The organism is Streptomyces sp. NPDC037290 (assembly GCF_055603245.1).
Map to the genome: position 1 here is coordinate 129,993 of NZ_JBVJVZ010000002.1, position 16,642 is coordinate 146,634.

11 protein-coding genes are annotated in these 16,642 nt (G+C 71.6%); 10 read left to right on the forward strand and 1 reads right to left on the reverse strand.

From position 1 onward, the window contains the following. Positions 1–266: 266 nt before the first annotated feature. The 6 genes from ACZ7HQ_RS06350 to ACZ7HQ_RS06375 all read left to right on the forward strand — a co-directional run bounded on the left by ACZ7HQ_RS06350 (position 267) and on the right by ACZ7HQ_RS06375 (position 10,447). The gene (locus tag ACZ7HQ_RS06350; RefSeq protein ID WP_470985465.1) at positions 267–2,450 is read left to right on the forward strand and encodes a glycogen debranching N-terminal domain-containing protein; all 2,184 of its coding nucleotides are present in this window, start codon (positions 267–269) and stop codon (positions 2,448–2,450) included. A gap of 129 nt (positions 2,451–2,579) precedes the next feature. After that, a complete protein-coding gene (locus tag ACZ7HQ_RS06355) occupies positions 2,580–3,338 on the forward strand; it encodes an NUDIX hydrolase (RefSeq protein WP_470985467.1) in 759 nt (252 codons plus the stop codon). Between the two features lie 164 nt (positions 3,339–3,502). Further along, positions 3,503–6,427, forward strand: a complete 2,925-nt coding sequence (locus tag ACZ7HQ_RS06360) for an ATP-binding cassette domain-containing protein (protein WP_470985470.1) — start codon at positions 3,503–3,505, stop codon at positions 6,425–6,427. Between the two features lie 162 nt (positions 6,428–6,589). Next, the gene (locus ACZ7HQ_RS06365) at positions 6,590–7,483 is read left to right on the forward strand and encodes a FadR/GntR family transcriptional regulator (protein WP_470985472.1); all 894 of its coding nucleotides are present in this window, start codon (positions 6,590–6,592) and stop codon (positions 7,481–7,483) included. A 438-nt stretch (positions 7,484–7,921) separates the two neighbouring features. Then, positions 7,922–9,469: an RNA polymerase sigma factor gene (locus tag ACZ7HQ_RS06370; RefSeq protein WP_470985475.1), complete on the forward strand. Its 1,548-nt coding sequence runs from the start codon at positions 7,922–7,924 to the stop codon at positions 9,467–9,469. Between the two features lie 120 nt (positions 9,470–9,589). Then, entirely contained in the window at positions 9,590–10,447 is an 858-nt protein-coding gene (locus ACZ7HQ_RS06375; protein WP_470985477.1) for a serine protease, read from the forward strand. A 118-nt stretch (positions 10,448–10,565) separates the two neighbouring features. On the opposite strand, the gene ACZ7HQ_RS06380 is transcribed toward ACZ7HQ_RS06375, so the two are convergent. Next, on the reverse strand, positions 10,566–10,796 hold the full coding sequence (locus ACZ7HQ_RS06380) for a DUF7455 domain-containing protein (protein WP_030735014.1): 231 nt from the start codon (positions 10,794–10,796) through the stop codon (positions 10,566–10,568). Positions 10,797–11,236: 440 nt separating this feature from the next. On the opposite strand from ACZ7HQ_RS06380, the gene ACZ7HQ_RS06385 reads away from it, so the two are divergent. From ACZ7HQ_RS06385 to ACZ7HQ_RS06400, 4 genes are all read left to right on the forward strand, one after another. After that, positions 11,237–13,360, forward strand: a complete 2,124-nt coding sequence (locus ACZ7HQ_RS06385; RefSeq protein ID WP_470985479.1) for a DNA gyrase/topoisomerase IV subunit B — start codon at positions 11,237–11,239, stop codon at positions 13,358–13,360. Between the two features lie 869 nt (positions 13,361–14,229). Then, positions 14,230–14,751, forward strand: coding sequence for a DUF1453 domain-containing protein (locus tag ACZ7HQ_RS06390; RefSeq protein ID WP_470985481.1), 522 nt, complete (start codon positions 14,230–14,232; stop codon positions 14,749–14,751). Beyond that, on the forward strand, positions 14,748–15,899 hold the full coding sequence (locus ACZ7HQ_RS06395; RefSeq protein WP_470985484.1) for a sensor histidine kinase: 1,152 nt from the start codon (positions 14,748–14,750) through the stop codon (positions 15,897–15,899). Before ACZ7HQ_RS06390 ends, ACZ7HQ_RS06395 begins: the two co-directional genes overlap by 4 nt. Then, complete coding sequence (locus tag ACZ7HQ_RS06400) at positions 15,896–16,588, forward strand: response regulator transcription factor (RefSeq protein ID WP_470985487.1); 693 nt, start codon at positions 15,896–15,898, stop codon at positions 16,586–16,588. Before ACZ7HQ_RS06395 ends, ACZ7HQ_RS06400 begins: the two co-directional genes overlap by 4 nt. Positions 16,589–16,642: the final 54 nt, after the last annotated feature.

Genomic DNA, 16,642 nt, shown 5'->3' on the forward strand with positions numbered 1-16,642 from the left:
CGACAGCACGGCGCGCACGTGAGGGACCGTCACACGTCCGGTGGTGGCAGCGGCTCACCACCGGCCCGAACGGCACCACCGCCCCCACTCGTCGCCGTTCGGTCGGCTTCCCCGAGGCGAGCCGTGACCCGGACGAGTCTCGCCCCGTTCACCTGAGTGGCGGAATGCCTGTACGGGCCCTGCCACCGTACGACCCTTGTCCTCCGGGGCGCCCCTCCGGTCGCCCAGCGCGGCCCAGGCGCACCGAGCGCAGAGGAAGCCACTCCATGTACCAGCAGCCGACTCCGCCCTCCACCGCCGACGATGAACGTCCGCCCTGGGACAGGCACGACCGGTTCCCGCCGGACGGTGCCGCCAGGGCACGGCAGACCGTCGTCGCTCCACCTCCGCCCAAGAATCCCGGGCCGAACGCCTCGGCCGGCCACAGAAGGCCACCGGCCCCGGAGCGTGGCCGCCGGCCCACCGCAGCCCCGTCGGTGCGCGCGCCGCAGAGCAGCCGCCCGGCGCCCGAGCTGCCGCCGACGCACACCGCCTTGATCTGTGTCGCCCTGCCCGGTCTCGCCATCTCCGGTGACGGACAGCTGGCCGGTCGCGGACTGGACGGCTTCTACCGAGGTGGCAGGCGGCTGCTCTCACGGTGCCAGGTCCGCGTGGCCGGCCGGGAGCCCCTTGCCGTGCAGGCCAGGATGACGGGTGCCGACCGTGCCCGTTTCGTGGGAACACTGCGCGTCTCCCCGTCGGCGGGCCCCGATCCGGACGTCGTGGTCGAGCGGATCCGCCGCGCCGACGGTACCGAACGGCTCACCTTCCGCAACGCCGCCGCGCGACCGCTGAGGCTGCCTGTCGAGGTCGCCCTCGGTACGGACCTCGCCGAACTCGGCACCATCGCCTCCGGCAGGGCGGGGCCCGAACTCGCGGCCACCGTCCACGACTCCGGCCTGCGCTGGGCCACGACCGGTGCCGCCGCATCGGTCACGGCCGACCCACCGCCCGCCGACGCCCTCGCGTCAGCCGGACTCCTGCGCTGGGAACTGGAGGTGCCCGCGGGCGGTGCGGCAACGGTGGAGCTGAGGGTGCGGCTCGACGGCGCGGGTCCACTGCGGGCGGCGGGCCACGCCACCACCAGCCCGTTCGCTCCCGCCCGGGCGACGGGCGACGACCCCCGGGTGGCCCCGCTGCTGCACGCGGCGGTGGCCGACCTCCAAGCCCTGCTCCTGCGTGACCCCGCCCACCCCTCCGACACGCACCTCGCGGCGGGCGCGCCCTGGCGCTGCGGCATGGCCCCCGCCGAGGCTCTGGCCGCCGCCCGCATGGTCCTGCCGCTCGGCACCCGGCTGGCCGCCGGCACACTGCGCACCCTGGCCCGCGCCCAGGTCACGGACCGCACCCCACGGTCCGGCATGATCCCCGGGCCACGACGCGACGCCGGCCCGTTCCTCCCGCCGGGTTGCACCGGCACGGAGGCCACACTGCTCTTCCCGGTCCTGCTGGCCGAGGCCCGCCGCTGGGGACTGCCCGAGCAGGAGACGACGGAACTGCTGCCCACGGCAGAACGCTGTCTCACCTGGTTGCTCACCACCGTCGGCGACGGCCCCTATCTCCATGACCCCCAGCCGGGGGGCCCAGCCCGCTGCGAGACGCAGGCCCACGCACACCGGGCCGCCCTGCTCGGCGCCGATCTTCTGGACGCGTACGACAGGCCCGGCGCCATCGAGTTACGCCAGTGGGCCCGGGCCCTGCAGGAGGCCTTCCGGGCCGACTTCTGGGTCGAGGACCGCGGCGGCGGACGTCCAGCCGCGGCCCTGGCACCGAACGGCCGCCCCGTGCCGCACCTGGGCTCCACCGCGGTGCATCTCCTCGACACCGGCCTGCTCGGCTCGGGCCGGCTCGCCCCGGGTCTGCTGGACCCGGTACAGACGGAACACCTCGCGCGACTTCTCGGCACCCCCGCCATGGACGCGGGCTGGGGGCTGCGCGGTCTCGGCACCAAGGAGGCGGGACACAATCCGTTCGGCCACCGGACCGGGGCGGTCCGGGTGCAGGACACCGCGGTCGCCGTCGCCGGACTGGCCGCCGCCGGCTACGAGAAGGGAGCCGGCGGCCTGCTGAGAGGCCTGCTGGAAGCGGCGGAACACTTCGGCCACCGGCTGCCGGAGATGTTCGCGGGCGAGCAGCGCACCACCGGCAGCGCTCCCCTTGCGCACCCCGCTGCCTGCCGGCCCGCGGCCACCGCCGCAGCCTCCGCGATCATGATGCTCACCTCGCTCGCGGGCATCCGACCCGACACCCCCGCCCGCACGGTCACCCTGTGCCCCGTGCGGAGCGCGCCGCTCGGCGAACTCGGCCTGACCGGGCTGCGTGTCGCTGGTGCGCCGTTCGCCGTGCGGGTCAGCCGGCTGGGGCTCGCCATGGTCGAGGAGGCCGCGGACGGCCTGCAACTGGGAGTGTGACCTCGTACGACGCACGGAAATGAAGCAGGGGACCCGGCCCTGCGCCCATACCAGAACGAAGCGGAACCACCCGTCGGTGCGCCCGGCGAAGGGAGTGTTTATCGTCAGGAAGACGACTATGATCGCCGCATGCCCTACGACCCGTCAGCCTTTCCGCCCTTCGCCGTCACCGTGGACCTGGTCGTGCTGACCGTGCGCCGCCATGCCCTGTGCGCGCTGGCGGTCCGCAGGGGCGAGCCGCCGTTCCAGGGGCGCTGGGCGCTCCCCGGCGGTTTTGTACGGGCCGACGAGGACCTCTCCCAGGCCGCGGCACGTGAGCTCGCCGAGGAGACGGGGCTGTGCGCACACGGTCCCGCGGCCCCGGCCCAGGACAACGGAGCCCACCTCGAACAGCTCGCCACCTATGGCGACCCCAAGCGGGACCCGCGCATGCGTGTGGTGAGCGTCGCGCACCTCGCGCTCGCGCCCGACCTGCCCGCCCCGCGGGCGGGAGGTGACGCCAGCAACGCACGCTGGGCCCCGGTCGAGGAACTGCTCCAGCCGGGCGGCTACGACCGGGACGGCGAGCCCGTGGCACCGCTCGCCTTCGACCACGCCCAGATCCTCGCCGACGGGGTGGAGCGGGCGCGGTCCAAGATCGAGTACTCGTCGCTGGCCACCGCGTTCTGCCCGAGCGAGTTCACCGTCGGCGAGCTGCGCAGGGTGTACGAGGCGGTGTGGGGGGTGGCGCTCGACCCGCGCAACTTCCACCGCAAGGTCACCGGAACCCCGGGATTCCTCGTCCCCACCGGGGGCACGACCACGCGTCAGGGCGGCCGGCCGGCACAGCTCTTCCGGGCCGGCGGCGCCACCCTGCTCAATCCGCCGATGCTGCGTCCCGAGGTCTGAGTAGGGCGGCCGACCGCACCGGGCGCACCCGGACCGTCAAAGGGACCGATCGTGCCGAGCCGCTCCCTCGAACGGTGGACGCGAACCGGGTCAACCCGCATTGCATGCGACAGCAGATCGGGTTATACCCGAAAAACCGGACATTGCGCGCTATCTTGCTGTAGGTGATCCATGCCTTCGGACTGACCAGCAATCCCCGCAAGGCGCACCCGCCCGCCCTCGACGATGTCTCCTTCGAAGCGCGTGAGGGAGACGTCACCGTGCTCCTCGGAAGCGCCGGCGCGGGCAAGACGACGGCGCTCAGACTGATGCTCGAGCTCCAACCGGGCCGCGGCATCACCTACTTCAGAGGACGGCCCCTGCACCGGATCGCCCATCCGGCGCGGGAAGTCGGCGTGCTCCTCGGCGACGTACCGGGACATCCGGCCCGCTCGGTCCGTGGCCATCTGCGCATGTTGTGCGCGGCCTCGGGGGTTCCCGCGCGACGGGCCGACGAGGTCCTCGAAGTGGTCGGCCTCGTCAGCCTCCGCGAGGAGCACCTCGGCACGCTCTCGCGCGGTATGGACCGCAGACTCGGCCTGGCATGCGCCCTGCTGCCCGATCCGCACACGCTCGTCCTGGACGAACCCACCGCCGGGCTCTCGCCCCGTGAGGCGCAGTGGATGCACGGGATGCTGCGGGCCCATGCCGACCAGGGCGGCACCGTGCTCTTCACCTCCGCCGATCCGAAGGAAGCCGCACGCACCGCCGACCGGGTCGTCACCCTCGACGGTGGCAGGCTCGTGGCCGACCAGGGCGCGCGGGAGTTCGCCCGCACGCGGCTGCGGCCGCGCGTGGCCGTACGCAGCCCGCACGCGGCGCGTCTCGCGGCTCTGCTCACCAAGGAGGCCCGTACCGCGCGCCGCTCCGTCGAAGTCGTCCGGGAGGGCGGCAACCGCCTCTCGGTGTACGGCTCCACGACCGCCGACATCGGCGAGGCGGCGTACCGGCACGGCATCCTCGTCCACCAACTCGCGGACGAAGTGGGTGACATGGGGCCGGGTGCCGGTACCGAACTCGACGTCGTCCCGTCCGGGGAAGCGGGTGCGGCGGTGGCCAGGGAGCCGGCGGGGGAACGGGAGCATGCCGCGTTGGGATCGCCGATGAGCGAGTCCGAGCCGGCCGTGTGTGGCGTGTCGGCGGGGGAGCCGGGTCCCTCGGGCGGCGGCGGGGAGGCGGGGGTGCCTGCGGGACCCGACGTCGTCTCGTCGGGGGAGGCGGGCGCGGCGGTGGCCAGGGAGCCGGCGGCGGAGCGGGAGCATGCCGTGCCGGGCTCGTCGTCGGTGGAGCTCGAGCCGACCGTGCCTGGCTGGCCGATGGCGGAGCGGGAGTCGACCGTGCGCGCATTGCCGGCGGTGGTGTCCGCTGCCTCGGGGGCCGGTGTGGCGGCGTCGGTGTCACGGGCTTCGGCGTCTGGCCTGCCGGAGGCGGGATCGGGGGCGTCGACGCTCGACTCGCCCGCGTCGGAGCAGGCCGCCGCCACCGTGTCCGGCCTCCCGTCAGCGGAGGGCCCCGCGGCGAGAGAGCGGGGCGCCGTGCCGTTCGGCTTCTCGGTCGAGAACTGGGAGGACACGGCGGTGGAGACCTCGACGCCGCAGCGTACTGTGCCCAGCGGCTCCCTGGGGGAACAGCCGTCGCCGGGAGAGGGGGCGCAGGCCCACAGCGGTGAGGTGTCGTCGTCCGGAGAGAAGACCGACGGCCGGTCGGTTACCGAGTGCCCAGACGCCACTCCTCCGGTAGCGACCGGGGACGCCTCGGCTGCCGGCCCGCTCGCGGTGGCCGGCGGGTCGGCGCCCCGGGGTGCGGGGCCTGACGGTGACGACGCGCTCGGCCGCGAGAACCCGCCCGGCCACGCGGGCACGTCCGGCGGTGTGGGCGCGCCCAGCGGTGTTGATGCGCCCGCCGGTGAGGATGGGCTCATCGGAGAAGACGCACCCCTCGGAGAAGACGCGCCCGGCGGCGGTGCGCCCGACCGTGAAGGCGTGACCGGCGAAGGGGGAGCCGCGGCAGTTCCCGTCGAGGTGCTCGCAGGAGCCGGCGGCAGCCGGACCGGCGAAGCGACGAGTGCGGCGAACGACGGGCGCGATGCGGTCTCGGCCGCCCAGGAACCGAAGACCGGCAGCACGAACCCCCCGCCACGAGGTATCCCCGCCGTCCTTCGCACCCGCCTCCCCGGCGCCAGGAACCCCATTACCCGTCAACCGCATGCCGGGCGCCCCGACGCCGTCAGTGGCCTCGACACCCTGCCTCCCCTCCCGCCCCCCATCTCCGTCCGCCCCGCCCGCAGCCCCCTCCGCCCGCTGCGCTATGAGATCCGCCGCGCCACCGGGATCGGCGTCGGCTTCCTCGTCTGCGGCGCCGTACTGGTGGTGTCCGCGCTCACCGCCGTACTGCTGGCCAGGCTCGGCCACACCCCGCAGGCGCGGCTGTTCGCCGCGTGGCCACGGGCACTGCCGCTGCCGCCCGCGGCGCTCGCGGCAGGTCTGCTCGGCGCGCTGGCCTTCGGGGACGAGTTCCGCCACCCCGCCCTCGCTGCGGACCGTGGCACCGTCCCCCGCCGACTGGGGCTGCTCACCGCGAAACTGCTCGTCTCCGGAGCCACCGCGGTGCTGCTGGCCTTCCTCACCGTGGGCTGCGACGCCGAAGCGCTCTACATCGTCTACGGACAGGAGCTGACGCAAGTTCCCGCCGACTGGCTTTCTCTGGGCGTGAGTTGGTTCGGTCTTGTCCTCGGCTGCGCCTGGGCCGGTGTACTGGCGGCCGGTGTGTTCCGGTCCACCACCGGTGGTCTGGCGGCCGTACTCGCCGTACCCGTTGTCGTCGTTCCCCTCGTGCACAAGGTGATGCGGGGGCCGGCCCCGCACATGGCGGCCGGGTTCCCGGTGCGGATGCGGCAGGTCTACCTGTTGCAGTGGCCCTTCGGAGGCGAGCGTTACCTGATCGGGTTCGCGCGCGTGCTCGCCCAACCCGTGGGCGGGGCACTCGTGTTGTCGCTGTCGGCACTGCTGTGCGCATATCTGTTCACGACGCTGCGCGCCCGGCTCCGGTGACGGGCATGAGCACACTTCCGATCCCGGCCTGTGCACAACTCCCCGTGGAAAGCCCATTTCTTTCCGATAAGGCGTCAATTGCGACGGGGTGAGCGATCACCCTTTCGTGTGCTTTTCACCAAAGACCTCAAGGGAGTTGAAGACGGCGCCGACAAAGGATCCGTGAGTACCCTTGCGCACACCATGATGACCGCCGCCCGCTCCACCGACTCCGGTCTGGCCGGCCCGGGCGACCTCGACCGCTACCCCTTCGCAGAGTCCCAGGTGGGTGATCGCGTCGCGGCGCCCTCGCCCTCCTGGGAGGGCGCGGACCCCGAACTGGGCCGCGTCGGCCGGCGTGCCGCGGGCAGCCGCGGACGTGGACTGCACGGCCAACTCGTTCAGCAGCTGGGCCAGATGATCGTCTCCGGCGACCTCGGCGCGGACCGTCCGCTGGTGCCCGAGGAGATCGGCCAGCGCTTCGAGGTCTCCCGCACCGTCGTCCGTGAGTCCCTCCGCGTCCTCGAAGCCAAGGGCCTGGTCAGCGCCCGCCCGAACGTCGGCACGCGCGTGCGTCCCGTCAGCGACTGGAACCTGCTCGATCCGGACATCATCGAGTGGCGGGCCTTCGGCCCCCAGCGCGACGACCAGCGCCGCGAGCTGAGCGAGCTGCGCTGGACGATCGAGCCGCTCGCCGCCCGACTCGCCGCCGGGCACGGGCGCGAGGAGGTGCAGCAGCGCCTCTGCGACATGGTCGAGATCATGAGTCACGCCATGGCGCAGGGCGACGCGCTGACGTACTCGCGCGCCGACGGCGAGTTCCACGCCCTGCTCATCCAGATCGCCGGCAACCGCATGCTGGAGCATCTCTCCGGCATCGTCTCGGCGGCCCTGCAGGTCTCCGGCGGCCCGGTCACGTCGTGTGACCGGCCGAACGAGGCGTGCTTGGCGCAGCACGCCCGGATCGTGGACGCGCTCGGCACCGGCGACGGCGCGGCGGCCGAGGCCGCCATGCGGCAACTGCTCACGGTGCACCCCGAGGTCGAGCGCGTGGTGCCCGCCCCGCGCGAGCACTGACCCCCGCTGGCCGAGGCGGTGCGGTCGCCGGTGCGTGGCGTCCTCGTGGTGCTCGTGGCGGCGCCGGGCTCGGATGCCGGCCGTCGCCGGACCCCGCCGGACCCTGTGCGGTCCGGCGGGGTCCAGCGGTGCGATGGGCCCCGGGAACCCGCGCGCGACTGGGCGTGACGCCGAGGTTGATCTCATCTGTCCGCATCTGAACGCTTTTGCTCGCTTACGGGGTGTGACTCGGGCCACGCAGATTGGGCGTAACGCTTGTGGGAACAGCGCGATGACCTAAGAGGTGACAGCCGCGGAGGGAATACGGACGCCATGACAGGCGCTGTGCATCTTCCCGGCCCCCGCCCGCGCCGTCGGCCCATCCCCAGGCCGGTGGTCGGCTCCTGTCCGCAGTGGACGGTGCCGGAAGCCGTTTTCCAACGTTCCGAGAGGTTGTTCGTGTCGGCCAGCACATCCCGTACGCTCCCGCCGGAGATCGCCGAGTCCGTCTCTGTCATGGCGCTCATTGAGCGGGGAAAGGCTGAGGGGCAGATCGCCGGCGACGATGTGCGTCGGGCCTTCGAAGCTGACCAGATTCCGGCCACTCAGTGGAAGAACGTACTGCGCAGCCTCAACCAGATTCTTGAGGAAGAGGGTGTGACGCTGATGGTCAGTGCCGCAGAGCCCAAGCGCACCCGCAAGAGCGTCGCAGCGAAGAGCCCGGCGAAGCGCACCGCCACCAAGACGGTCGCGGCCAAGACGGTGACGACCAGGAAGGCCACCGCCACCACGGCCGCCCCCGCGGCGCCCGCCGCTCCGGTCACGGCCGATTCCGCCGAGGAAGCCGCACCCGCCAAGAAGGCGGCCGCCGCCAAGAAGACCGTCGCCAAGAAGGCGACCGCCACCAAGAAGACCGTCGCGAAGAAGACGGCAGCGAAGAAGACCACGGCCAAGAAGGACGACGTCGAGCTTCTCGAGGACGAGGTACTCGAGGACACCAAGGTCGCCGACGAGCCCGAGGGTACCGAGAGCGCCGGTTTCGTCCTGTCCGACGAGGACGAGGACGACGCGCCCGCGCAGCAGGTGGCCGCGGCCGGCGCGACCGCCGACCCGGTCAAGGACTACCTGAAGCAGATCGGCAAGGTCCCCCTGCTCAACGCCGAGCAGGAGGTCGAGCTGGCCAAGCGCATCGAGGCGGGTCTGTTCGCCGAGGACAAGCTGTCCAACGCCGACAAGCTGGCGCCGAAGCTCAAGCGCGAGCTGGAGATCATCGCCGAGGACGGCCGCCGGGCCAAGAACCACCTGCTGGAGGCCAACCTCCGTCTGGTGGTCTCCCTGGCCAAGCGCTACACCGGCCGCGGCATGCTCTTCCTGGACCTCATCCAGGAGGGCAACCTCGGTCTGATCCGCGCGGTCGAGAAGTTCGACTACACCAAGGGCTACAAGTTCTCCACGTACGCCACCTGGTGGATCCGTCAGGCCATCACCCGCGCCATGGCCGACCAGGCCCGCACCATCCGTATCCCGGTGCACATGGTCGAGGTCATCAACAAGCTCGCGCGCGTGCAGCGCCAGATGCTCCAGGACCTGGGCCGCGAGCCCACCCCGGAGGAGCTGGCCAAGGAACTCGACATGACCCCCGAGAAGGTCATCGAGGTCCAGAAGTACGGCCGTGAGCCCATCTCGCTGCACACCCCGCTGGGTGAGGACGGCGACAGCGAGTTCGGTGACCTCATCGAGGACTCCGAGGCCGTCGTCCCCGCCGACGCCGTCAGCTTCACGCTCCTGCAGGAGCAGCTGCACTCCGTTCTGGACACCCTGTCCGAGCGCGAGGCCGGCGTGGTCTCCATGCGGTTCGGTCTCACCGACGGTCAGCCGAAGACCCTCGACGAGATCGGCAAGGTGTACGGCGTGACGCGTGAGCGCATCCGCCAGATCGAGTCCAAGACCATGTCGAAGCTGCGCCACCCGTCGCGTTCCCAGGTGCTGCGCGACTACCTCGACTAGGTCGCGGTCGTACGACGGCGAAGGCCCGGCTCCCCCGCGGGAGCCGGGCCTTCGTGCTGCGCGCGGCCGCTTCGTGGATCACTCTGGGTGTCCCAGCAGCACCCGGAGTGAGGAGCCTGCATGCGTCGTTCCGTTGCCCGGTCAGTGATCCGGCCGCTTGCCCTGGCGGCCACCATGACCGTCATACCCCTGGTCAACGCGACACCCGTGGCCGCCGACAGCGTGGTGGTCGGGGGCTTTCCCATAGATGTCTCCCAGGCCCCGTGGACAGTCGCGCTGTCCAGTCGTGACCGGTTCGGCGGTACGCGGGCAGGCCAGTTCTGCGGGGGTGTGGCGGTCGCGCGGACGACGGTGCTCACCGCGGCCCACTGCCTCGGCGAGGATGTCCTCGGAGCCCCTCCCAGTCGCATGCGCGACCTGAGGGTCATCACCGGCCGCACCGACCTGCTGTCGGGCGAGGGCCAGGAGATCGCCGTACGGGACGCCCGGATCAACCCGGGGTACGACAGTGAGACCCACGCCGGTGACTTCGCCGTCATCACCCTCGCCCAGGAGCTGCCGCAGAGCGCGGTCGTCGCCATGGCGAGCGCGGGCGACCCGGCCTACACCCCGGGCACCCAGGCGCTGGTCACCGGATGGGGGGACATCACCGGGGCGGGCGCCTACCCGACCAAGCTGCACGCCGCACACGTGCGCGTGCTGGCCGATGACCTGTGCACCCGCGCCTACCCGGGCGGTCCGGACGGCACCTACCGGGCAGACAGCATGCTGTGCGCGGGGGAAACCGCCGGCGGCCCGGACGCCTGCCAGGGCGACAGCGGCGGCCCGCTGGTGGCCGCGGGGCGGCTGGTCGGGCTCGTGTCCTGGGGCAGCGGCTGCGGCAAGGCCGGCAATCCCGGCGTTTACACGCGCATATCCGACGTCGTAGGAGACCTGAAGGTGGCCTCCGGGATCCAGAAGCGGGACGGGGGCTCCTGAGAAGGAACGGGGGCTCCTGAGAACGGTTGAAGGCATGAGCGCGGGCGGCCGCTCCTCGACGGGAGCGGCCGCCCGTTCACCGGCCTGTGCCGGCGCTGGCTCGTCGTGGTTGCGAGATTCAGCGCTCTTCTTCGGAAGCGGTGTTCGGAACGGACGTCAGCCGCTCCGTCTCGTCCTGTATCTCAGCGGCGATCTTCTTGAGTTCCGGCTCGAACTTGCGACCGTGGTGGGCGCAGAAGAGCAGTTCTCCGCCGCTCAGCAGGACGACGCGCAGGTATGCCTGGGCGCCGCAGCGGTCGCAGCGATCGGCGGCCGTCAGCGGGCTCGCGGGGGTCAGAACAGTAGTCACGTCGCCTCTTCTCTAGCTCGACGAGCTGTCGTACCAGGGTCAACATCCAACCAGCCCGAAAACGTTCCCGCTCGTGGCTTTCCCTCGAAAAAATTCTTCAGGGGCGGCTGTCTGCTGCCGGTTGGCGGCGAATGTGCCGTAGTGCGTCTCTTGTGTGCTTACGGTTTCGCGCAGTGTTGTGTCTCGGTCCTCCCGGCGGGGTTGCCGGTTGTTCATGAGGACGTGCCCGGAGCCTAAATGGTTCATGCCTCCAAGGGAACGTGATGTGTACTTCACTCCATCGAGGGATCGAACATGCATACGAGTCTGGACTAGTCTGAGTTCTCGACGAGGGTGGCGTTACACCGGCTCTACCAGGCCTCGGTACCCTCTGAGCGGCGACCGAAGCCGTCCCCTTACCCAGTAGGGGGCCAACTGAAATTCAGCGAGGAGCGAACCGCGTGACCGCCGATACGTCCGTGCCGTCCACAGCGCTGCTGGCAGGAGCAGACCGGGACGGCTCCAACTACACCGCGCGGCACCTGCTCGTCCTCGAGGGCCTCGAGGCCGTGCGCAAGCGCCCGGGCATGTACATCGGCTCGACCGACAGCCGCGGTCTGATGCACTGCCTGTGGGAGATCATCGACAACTCCGTGGACGAGGCCCTCGGTGGCTACTGCGACCACATCGAGGTGGTCCTCCACGACGACGGCTCCGTCGAGGTGCGGGACAACGGCCGCGGCATCCCCGTGGACGTGGAGCCCAAGACCGGCCTGTCCGGCGTCGAGGTCGTCATGACCAAGCTGCACGCGGGCGGCAAGTTCGGCGGCGGCTCGTACGCCGCCTCCGGCGGTCTGCACGGCGTCGGCGCCTCCGTCGTCAACGCCCTGTCCGCCCGTCTCGACGTCGAGGTGGACCGCGGCGGCCACACGCACGCCATCAGCTTCCGGCGCGGCGTGCCGGGCGCCTTCGCGGCCGACGGCGCCGAGGCGAAGTTCGAGGCCAGGAGCGGCCTGCGCAAGGCCAGGAAGATCCCCAGGACCCGCACCGGCACGCGCGTGCGGTACTGGGCCGACCGGCAGATCTTCCTCAAGGACGCCAAGCTCGCCCTGGAGACCCTGCACCAGCGCGCCCGCCAGACCGCCTTCCTGGTGCCGGGCCTGACCATCGTCGTCCGCGACGAGTACGGCCTCGGTGAGGGCGGCAGCAAGGGCGAGGAGTCCTTCCGCTTCGACGGCGGCATCAGCGAGTTCTGCGAGTACCTGGCGGCCGACAAGCCGGTCTGCGACGTGCTGCGCTTCTCGGGCCAGGGCACCTTCAAGGAGACCGTCCCGGTCCTCGACGAGCACGGTCAGATGACCCCCACCGAGGTCACCCGTGAGCTGGGCGTCGACGTCGCGATGCGCTGGGGCACGGGCTACGACACCACGGTCCGGTCCTTCGTCAACATCATCGCCACGCCCAAGGGCGGCACCCATGTCGCCGGCTTCGAGCAGGCCCTCACGCAGACGATGAACGACGTGCTGCGGGCCAAGAAGATGCTGCGGGTGGCCGAGGACAACATCGTCAAGGACGACGCCCTGGAGGGCCTCACCGCCGTCGTCACCGTGCGCCTGGCCGAGCCGCAGTTCGAGGGGCAGACCAAGGAGGTCCTCGGCACCTCGGCGGCCCGTCGCATCGTGAACAACGTGGTCACCAAGGAGCTGAAGGCGTTCCTGACCGCCACCAAGCGGGATGCTGCCGCGCAGGCCCGGGTCGTCATGGAGAAGGTGGTGGCCGCCGCTCGTACGCGCGTCGCGGCCCGGCAGCACAAGGACGCCCAGCGGCGTAAGACCGCCCTGGAGTCCTCGTCGTTGCCGGCGAAGCTCGCCGACTGCCGCAGCGACGACGTCGACCGCAGTGAGCTGTTCATCGTCGAGGGCGACTCCGCACTCGGTACGGCCAAGCTGGCACGGAACTCCGAGTTCCAGGCCCTGCTGCCGATCCGCGGCAAGATCCTCAACGTGCAGCGGTCCTCGGTGACCGACATGCTCAAGAACGCCGAGTGCGGCGCGATCATCCAGGTCATAGGGGCGGGCTCGGGCCGTACCTTCGACATCGACCAGGCGCGCTACGGCAAGATCATCATGATGACCGACGCCGATGTGGACGGCTCCCACATCCGCTGCCTGCTGCTCACGCTGTTCCAGCGCTACATGCGGCCGATGGTCGAGGCCGGCCGGGTCTTCGCCGCCGTGCCGCCGCTGCACCGCATCGAGATCGTCCAGCCGAAGAAGGGCCAGGACAAGTACGTCTACACGTACTCGGACCGCGAGCTGCGCGACAAGCTCATGGAGTTCCAGAGCAAGGGCGTCCGGTACAAGGACTCCATCCAGCGCTACAAGGGTCTGGGTGAGATGGACGCCGACCAGCTGGCCGAGACCACGATGGACCCCCGTCACCGAACCCTGCGCCGGATCAACCTCTCCGACCTGGAGGCCGCCGAACAGGTCTTCGACCTGCTCATGGGCAACGACGTGGCGCCGCGCAAGGAGTTCATCTCCAGCTCGGCGGCGACGCTGGACCGGTCGCGCATCGACGCGTAGCCGCTGCGCCGGGCTTCGGTCGAGGGGGGTCTCCTCGGCGGCCTGAGCCGGTCTTGCCTCGGGCGGCCCGACGGGGCCGGCCGAGGTGGCTCAGCGCGGGTCCGCGCGGGGCCGAGGGGGTTTTGGGGCCGGTCGAGGGCGACGGCTGGTCGTTCCTCACCGGTGTACTGGTCATCCTCGCCGGTCAGACGGCGGTGGCAGAGTCCCGGCGGGGTCGGGGGCGGGGTCCGGGGCCGGTCGTGGTCGTCGCGACGGCTTTCCGCGTCCGCCGGCTCCCCACTCACCCGTTGGGCGTGGGCGAGCGGGATGTGCGCCGCAGGCACGGTCACGCGGGAGTCGGCACCCCTCCGGCATCGGTCGGCGCCGCTGTGCCGGCCGGGCGCGCCCCCGGCGCTGGTGGGCGGCGGGGGCCCGGCCCAGCTCCGCCTGCCGACGTGGCCCTGCGGCCGCCGACCGGGCGGGAATCGGTGCCCCGGCCACGGCCGGCGGCCGCATGCCCACGCCGCTCGGCCGGTCGGGCAGGAGGCGCGCCCCGGGCACAGGCCGGCGGCCGTCGATCCGCCGCGCCACCGGTCGGCCCGTGCCCAGCTCTCTCCAACCGCCGCCTTCATCCGTCCACTCCCTTCATCCGTCCGCTCCCTTTGGTCCGTCCCCTTCGCCCGTCCGTCCGCTCCCTTTGGTCCGTCCCCTTCGCCCGTCCACCGCCTTCGACCTGCCCGGTGTCTACACCCGTGGGTGGAGACGAGCCGCCGCAGGTTTCCACCCGTGATCCACCCCGGCGCCGATCTCCCGACCTGCGATTTTCCGTAGCTTCGTAGGTGTCGGAAGCACCCGCTCCCGGCACCACGTACTCGCTCACGGAGGCTCTGATGTCCGGGCTCGTCAACGCGCTGGTGATCGTGGCCGTCGCCGCCATAGTGATCGCGCGGCAGTTCCGCGCCCGCGCGATCAACACCGACCGGCGCTGGTGGCTCATCCCGGTGATCCTCGCCGTCGTCGCGCTGCGCGAACCCGGCGTACTCGACGCCCACCACCGCACGGAATCCGCCGTACTGCTCGTGGTGGAGATACTCATCGGTGCCGCCACGGGCGCCGGCTGGGCCTGGACGACCCGCGTCTGGACGGAAGCGGACGGCGCCGTGTGGACCAAGAGCACCAGGGCGAGCATCGCCGTGTGGATCGTGGGCATAGCCCTGCGCATCGGTATCTACGGCGTCGGCGCCGCGCTCGGTCTGCACCAGGACAGCTCGGCCCTGATGCTGGGCCTCGCCGGCACCCTGCTGGTCCGCGGCGGGATCCTGGTCTGGCGGGCGCAGTCGCTCGGCGCCACGAGCGGTGCCGCCCCGGCGTACGGTGGCGGCATGCGGTCGGCCCGGAAGGAGCGCGTGTGACGGACAACGTCTGGATCCGCTGGCCGTCGCGGGAGGCGCTCGGTCGTGCGGGAATCTCGCGGCCCCGGCGCATGCTCGCCTGGGCCGTGAGGCTGCTCGTGCTCGCGCTGCTCCTGTGGAGCGCGTTCAGCCAGAGGCATGTCGGCATCGGTGGGGCGCTCGTGGCAGCCGCCGGGGTCCTCCTTGCCGCGTTTGTCTCCTGGGCCTTCTTCCGCACCACCTACGAGCACCGGCTGGTGTCCTCCCTCGCGCTGATGAGCGTGCTCCTGGGCCTCGCGGTAGTCGCCGAGGTCACGGGGTTCAGAGGACCGGCCCTGGTGCTGTGGTGCGGGTGCGGGATCAGCGCCCTCGAGCGGCTTCCGCTCGCCGCGGCCGTACCCGTGGCGAGCGTGGGGCTGGCCTCGTTCTCCGCGTTCAACAACGACGTCTGGCTGACCACCGCCGCCACGGTAACGGGCATGGCCCTCGCCGGATACGTCCTGCGGCTGGACGCGGAGGCCCGTGGCAACGCCCAGCGGCTGCTCGCTCAGGAGCGGGCCGCCCGGGCTGCCGAGGCGGAGTCCGCGGCACTGGGCGAGCGAGCCCGGATCGCACGCGAGATCCACGACGTGCTGGCCCACAGCCTCTCGGCGCAGCTGGTCCACCTGGAGGCGGCCCGGTTGCTGATCGAGAACGGCGCGGACCGTGAGCGGATCCTGGAGCGGGTCGTGGCGGCCCGGGGCATGGCCTGCGACGGTCTCGCCGAGACCCGGCAGGCCCTGTCCGCGCTGCGGGGTGAGCTGACCCCGCTGGAGGACTTCCTGAGCGAACTCGTCAGCGGTGCCGACGGTGCCGAGGTCACCGTGACGGGTGAGCGCAGGCCCCTGTCGGCCGAGGCCTCGCAGGCCGTGCGCAGGGTCGCCCAGGAGGCGCTGACCAACGTCCGCAAGCACGCACAGGGCGCCAAGGTGCAGCTGAGACTCGACTACAGCGAGCACGAAGTGACGCTGGACGTACGGGATTCGGGCGGCCGGCCGGGCGAACTCACGGGGTCCGGCGCCGGGTACGGTCTGCTGGGTATGCGGGAGCGTGCCGAGCTGCTGGGCGGCTCCCTGGACGCGGGGCAGGGTGAGGAGGGGTTCGTGGTGACGCTGAAGGTGCCTGTATGACGGAGACGGAGGGGGAGAGGAAGCCCGCGCGGGTGGTGGTCGCCGACGACCAGACCGTGGTCCGGGAGGGCATCGTGATGCTGCTCGGGCTGCTGCCCGGCGTGGAGGTCGTGGGTGCCGCGGGAGACGGCGAGGAGGCGGTGCGACTGGTCGCGGAACTGGCCCCGGACGTCGTCCTGATGGATCTCAGGATGCCCCGCTGCGACGGCGTGGAGGCCACCCGGCGGATCCGGTCGCAGTATCCGGCCACTCAGGTCGTGGTGCTCACCACATACGCGGACGACGAGTCGTTGTTCCCCGCGCTGCGCGCCGGTGCTCGGGGCTATCTGACCAAGGACGCGGGCGGTGACGAGATCGTGCGTGCCGTGGAGAGCGTGCTGTCGGGGGACGCCGGTCTGTCGCCGAGTGTGCAACGCCGGTTGCTGGAGCGGCTGTCGCAGCCGGAGCCCAGCCCTCCGCCGCCCACCGCTGAGCCGGCCCCCGACGGACTGACCGCCCGGGAGACCGAGGTCCTGCTGCTGATCGCCGATGGACTCAGCAACCAGGAGATCGCCCGCAGGCTGCATGTGTCGACCGCGACCGTGAAGACACACATCAACAACCTCTTCACGAAAACGGGCCTCAAGGACCGGGCGCAGGCGGTGCGTTACGCCTACAGCAAGGGGCTGGTGCGGCCGCCCACGCGGTGAGTCACCTGATGGGGTGAAGAGCCGAGGGAAGAAGAGTCAGGGATCTTCCCGGTC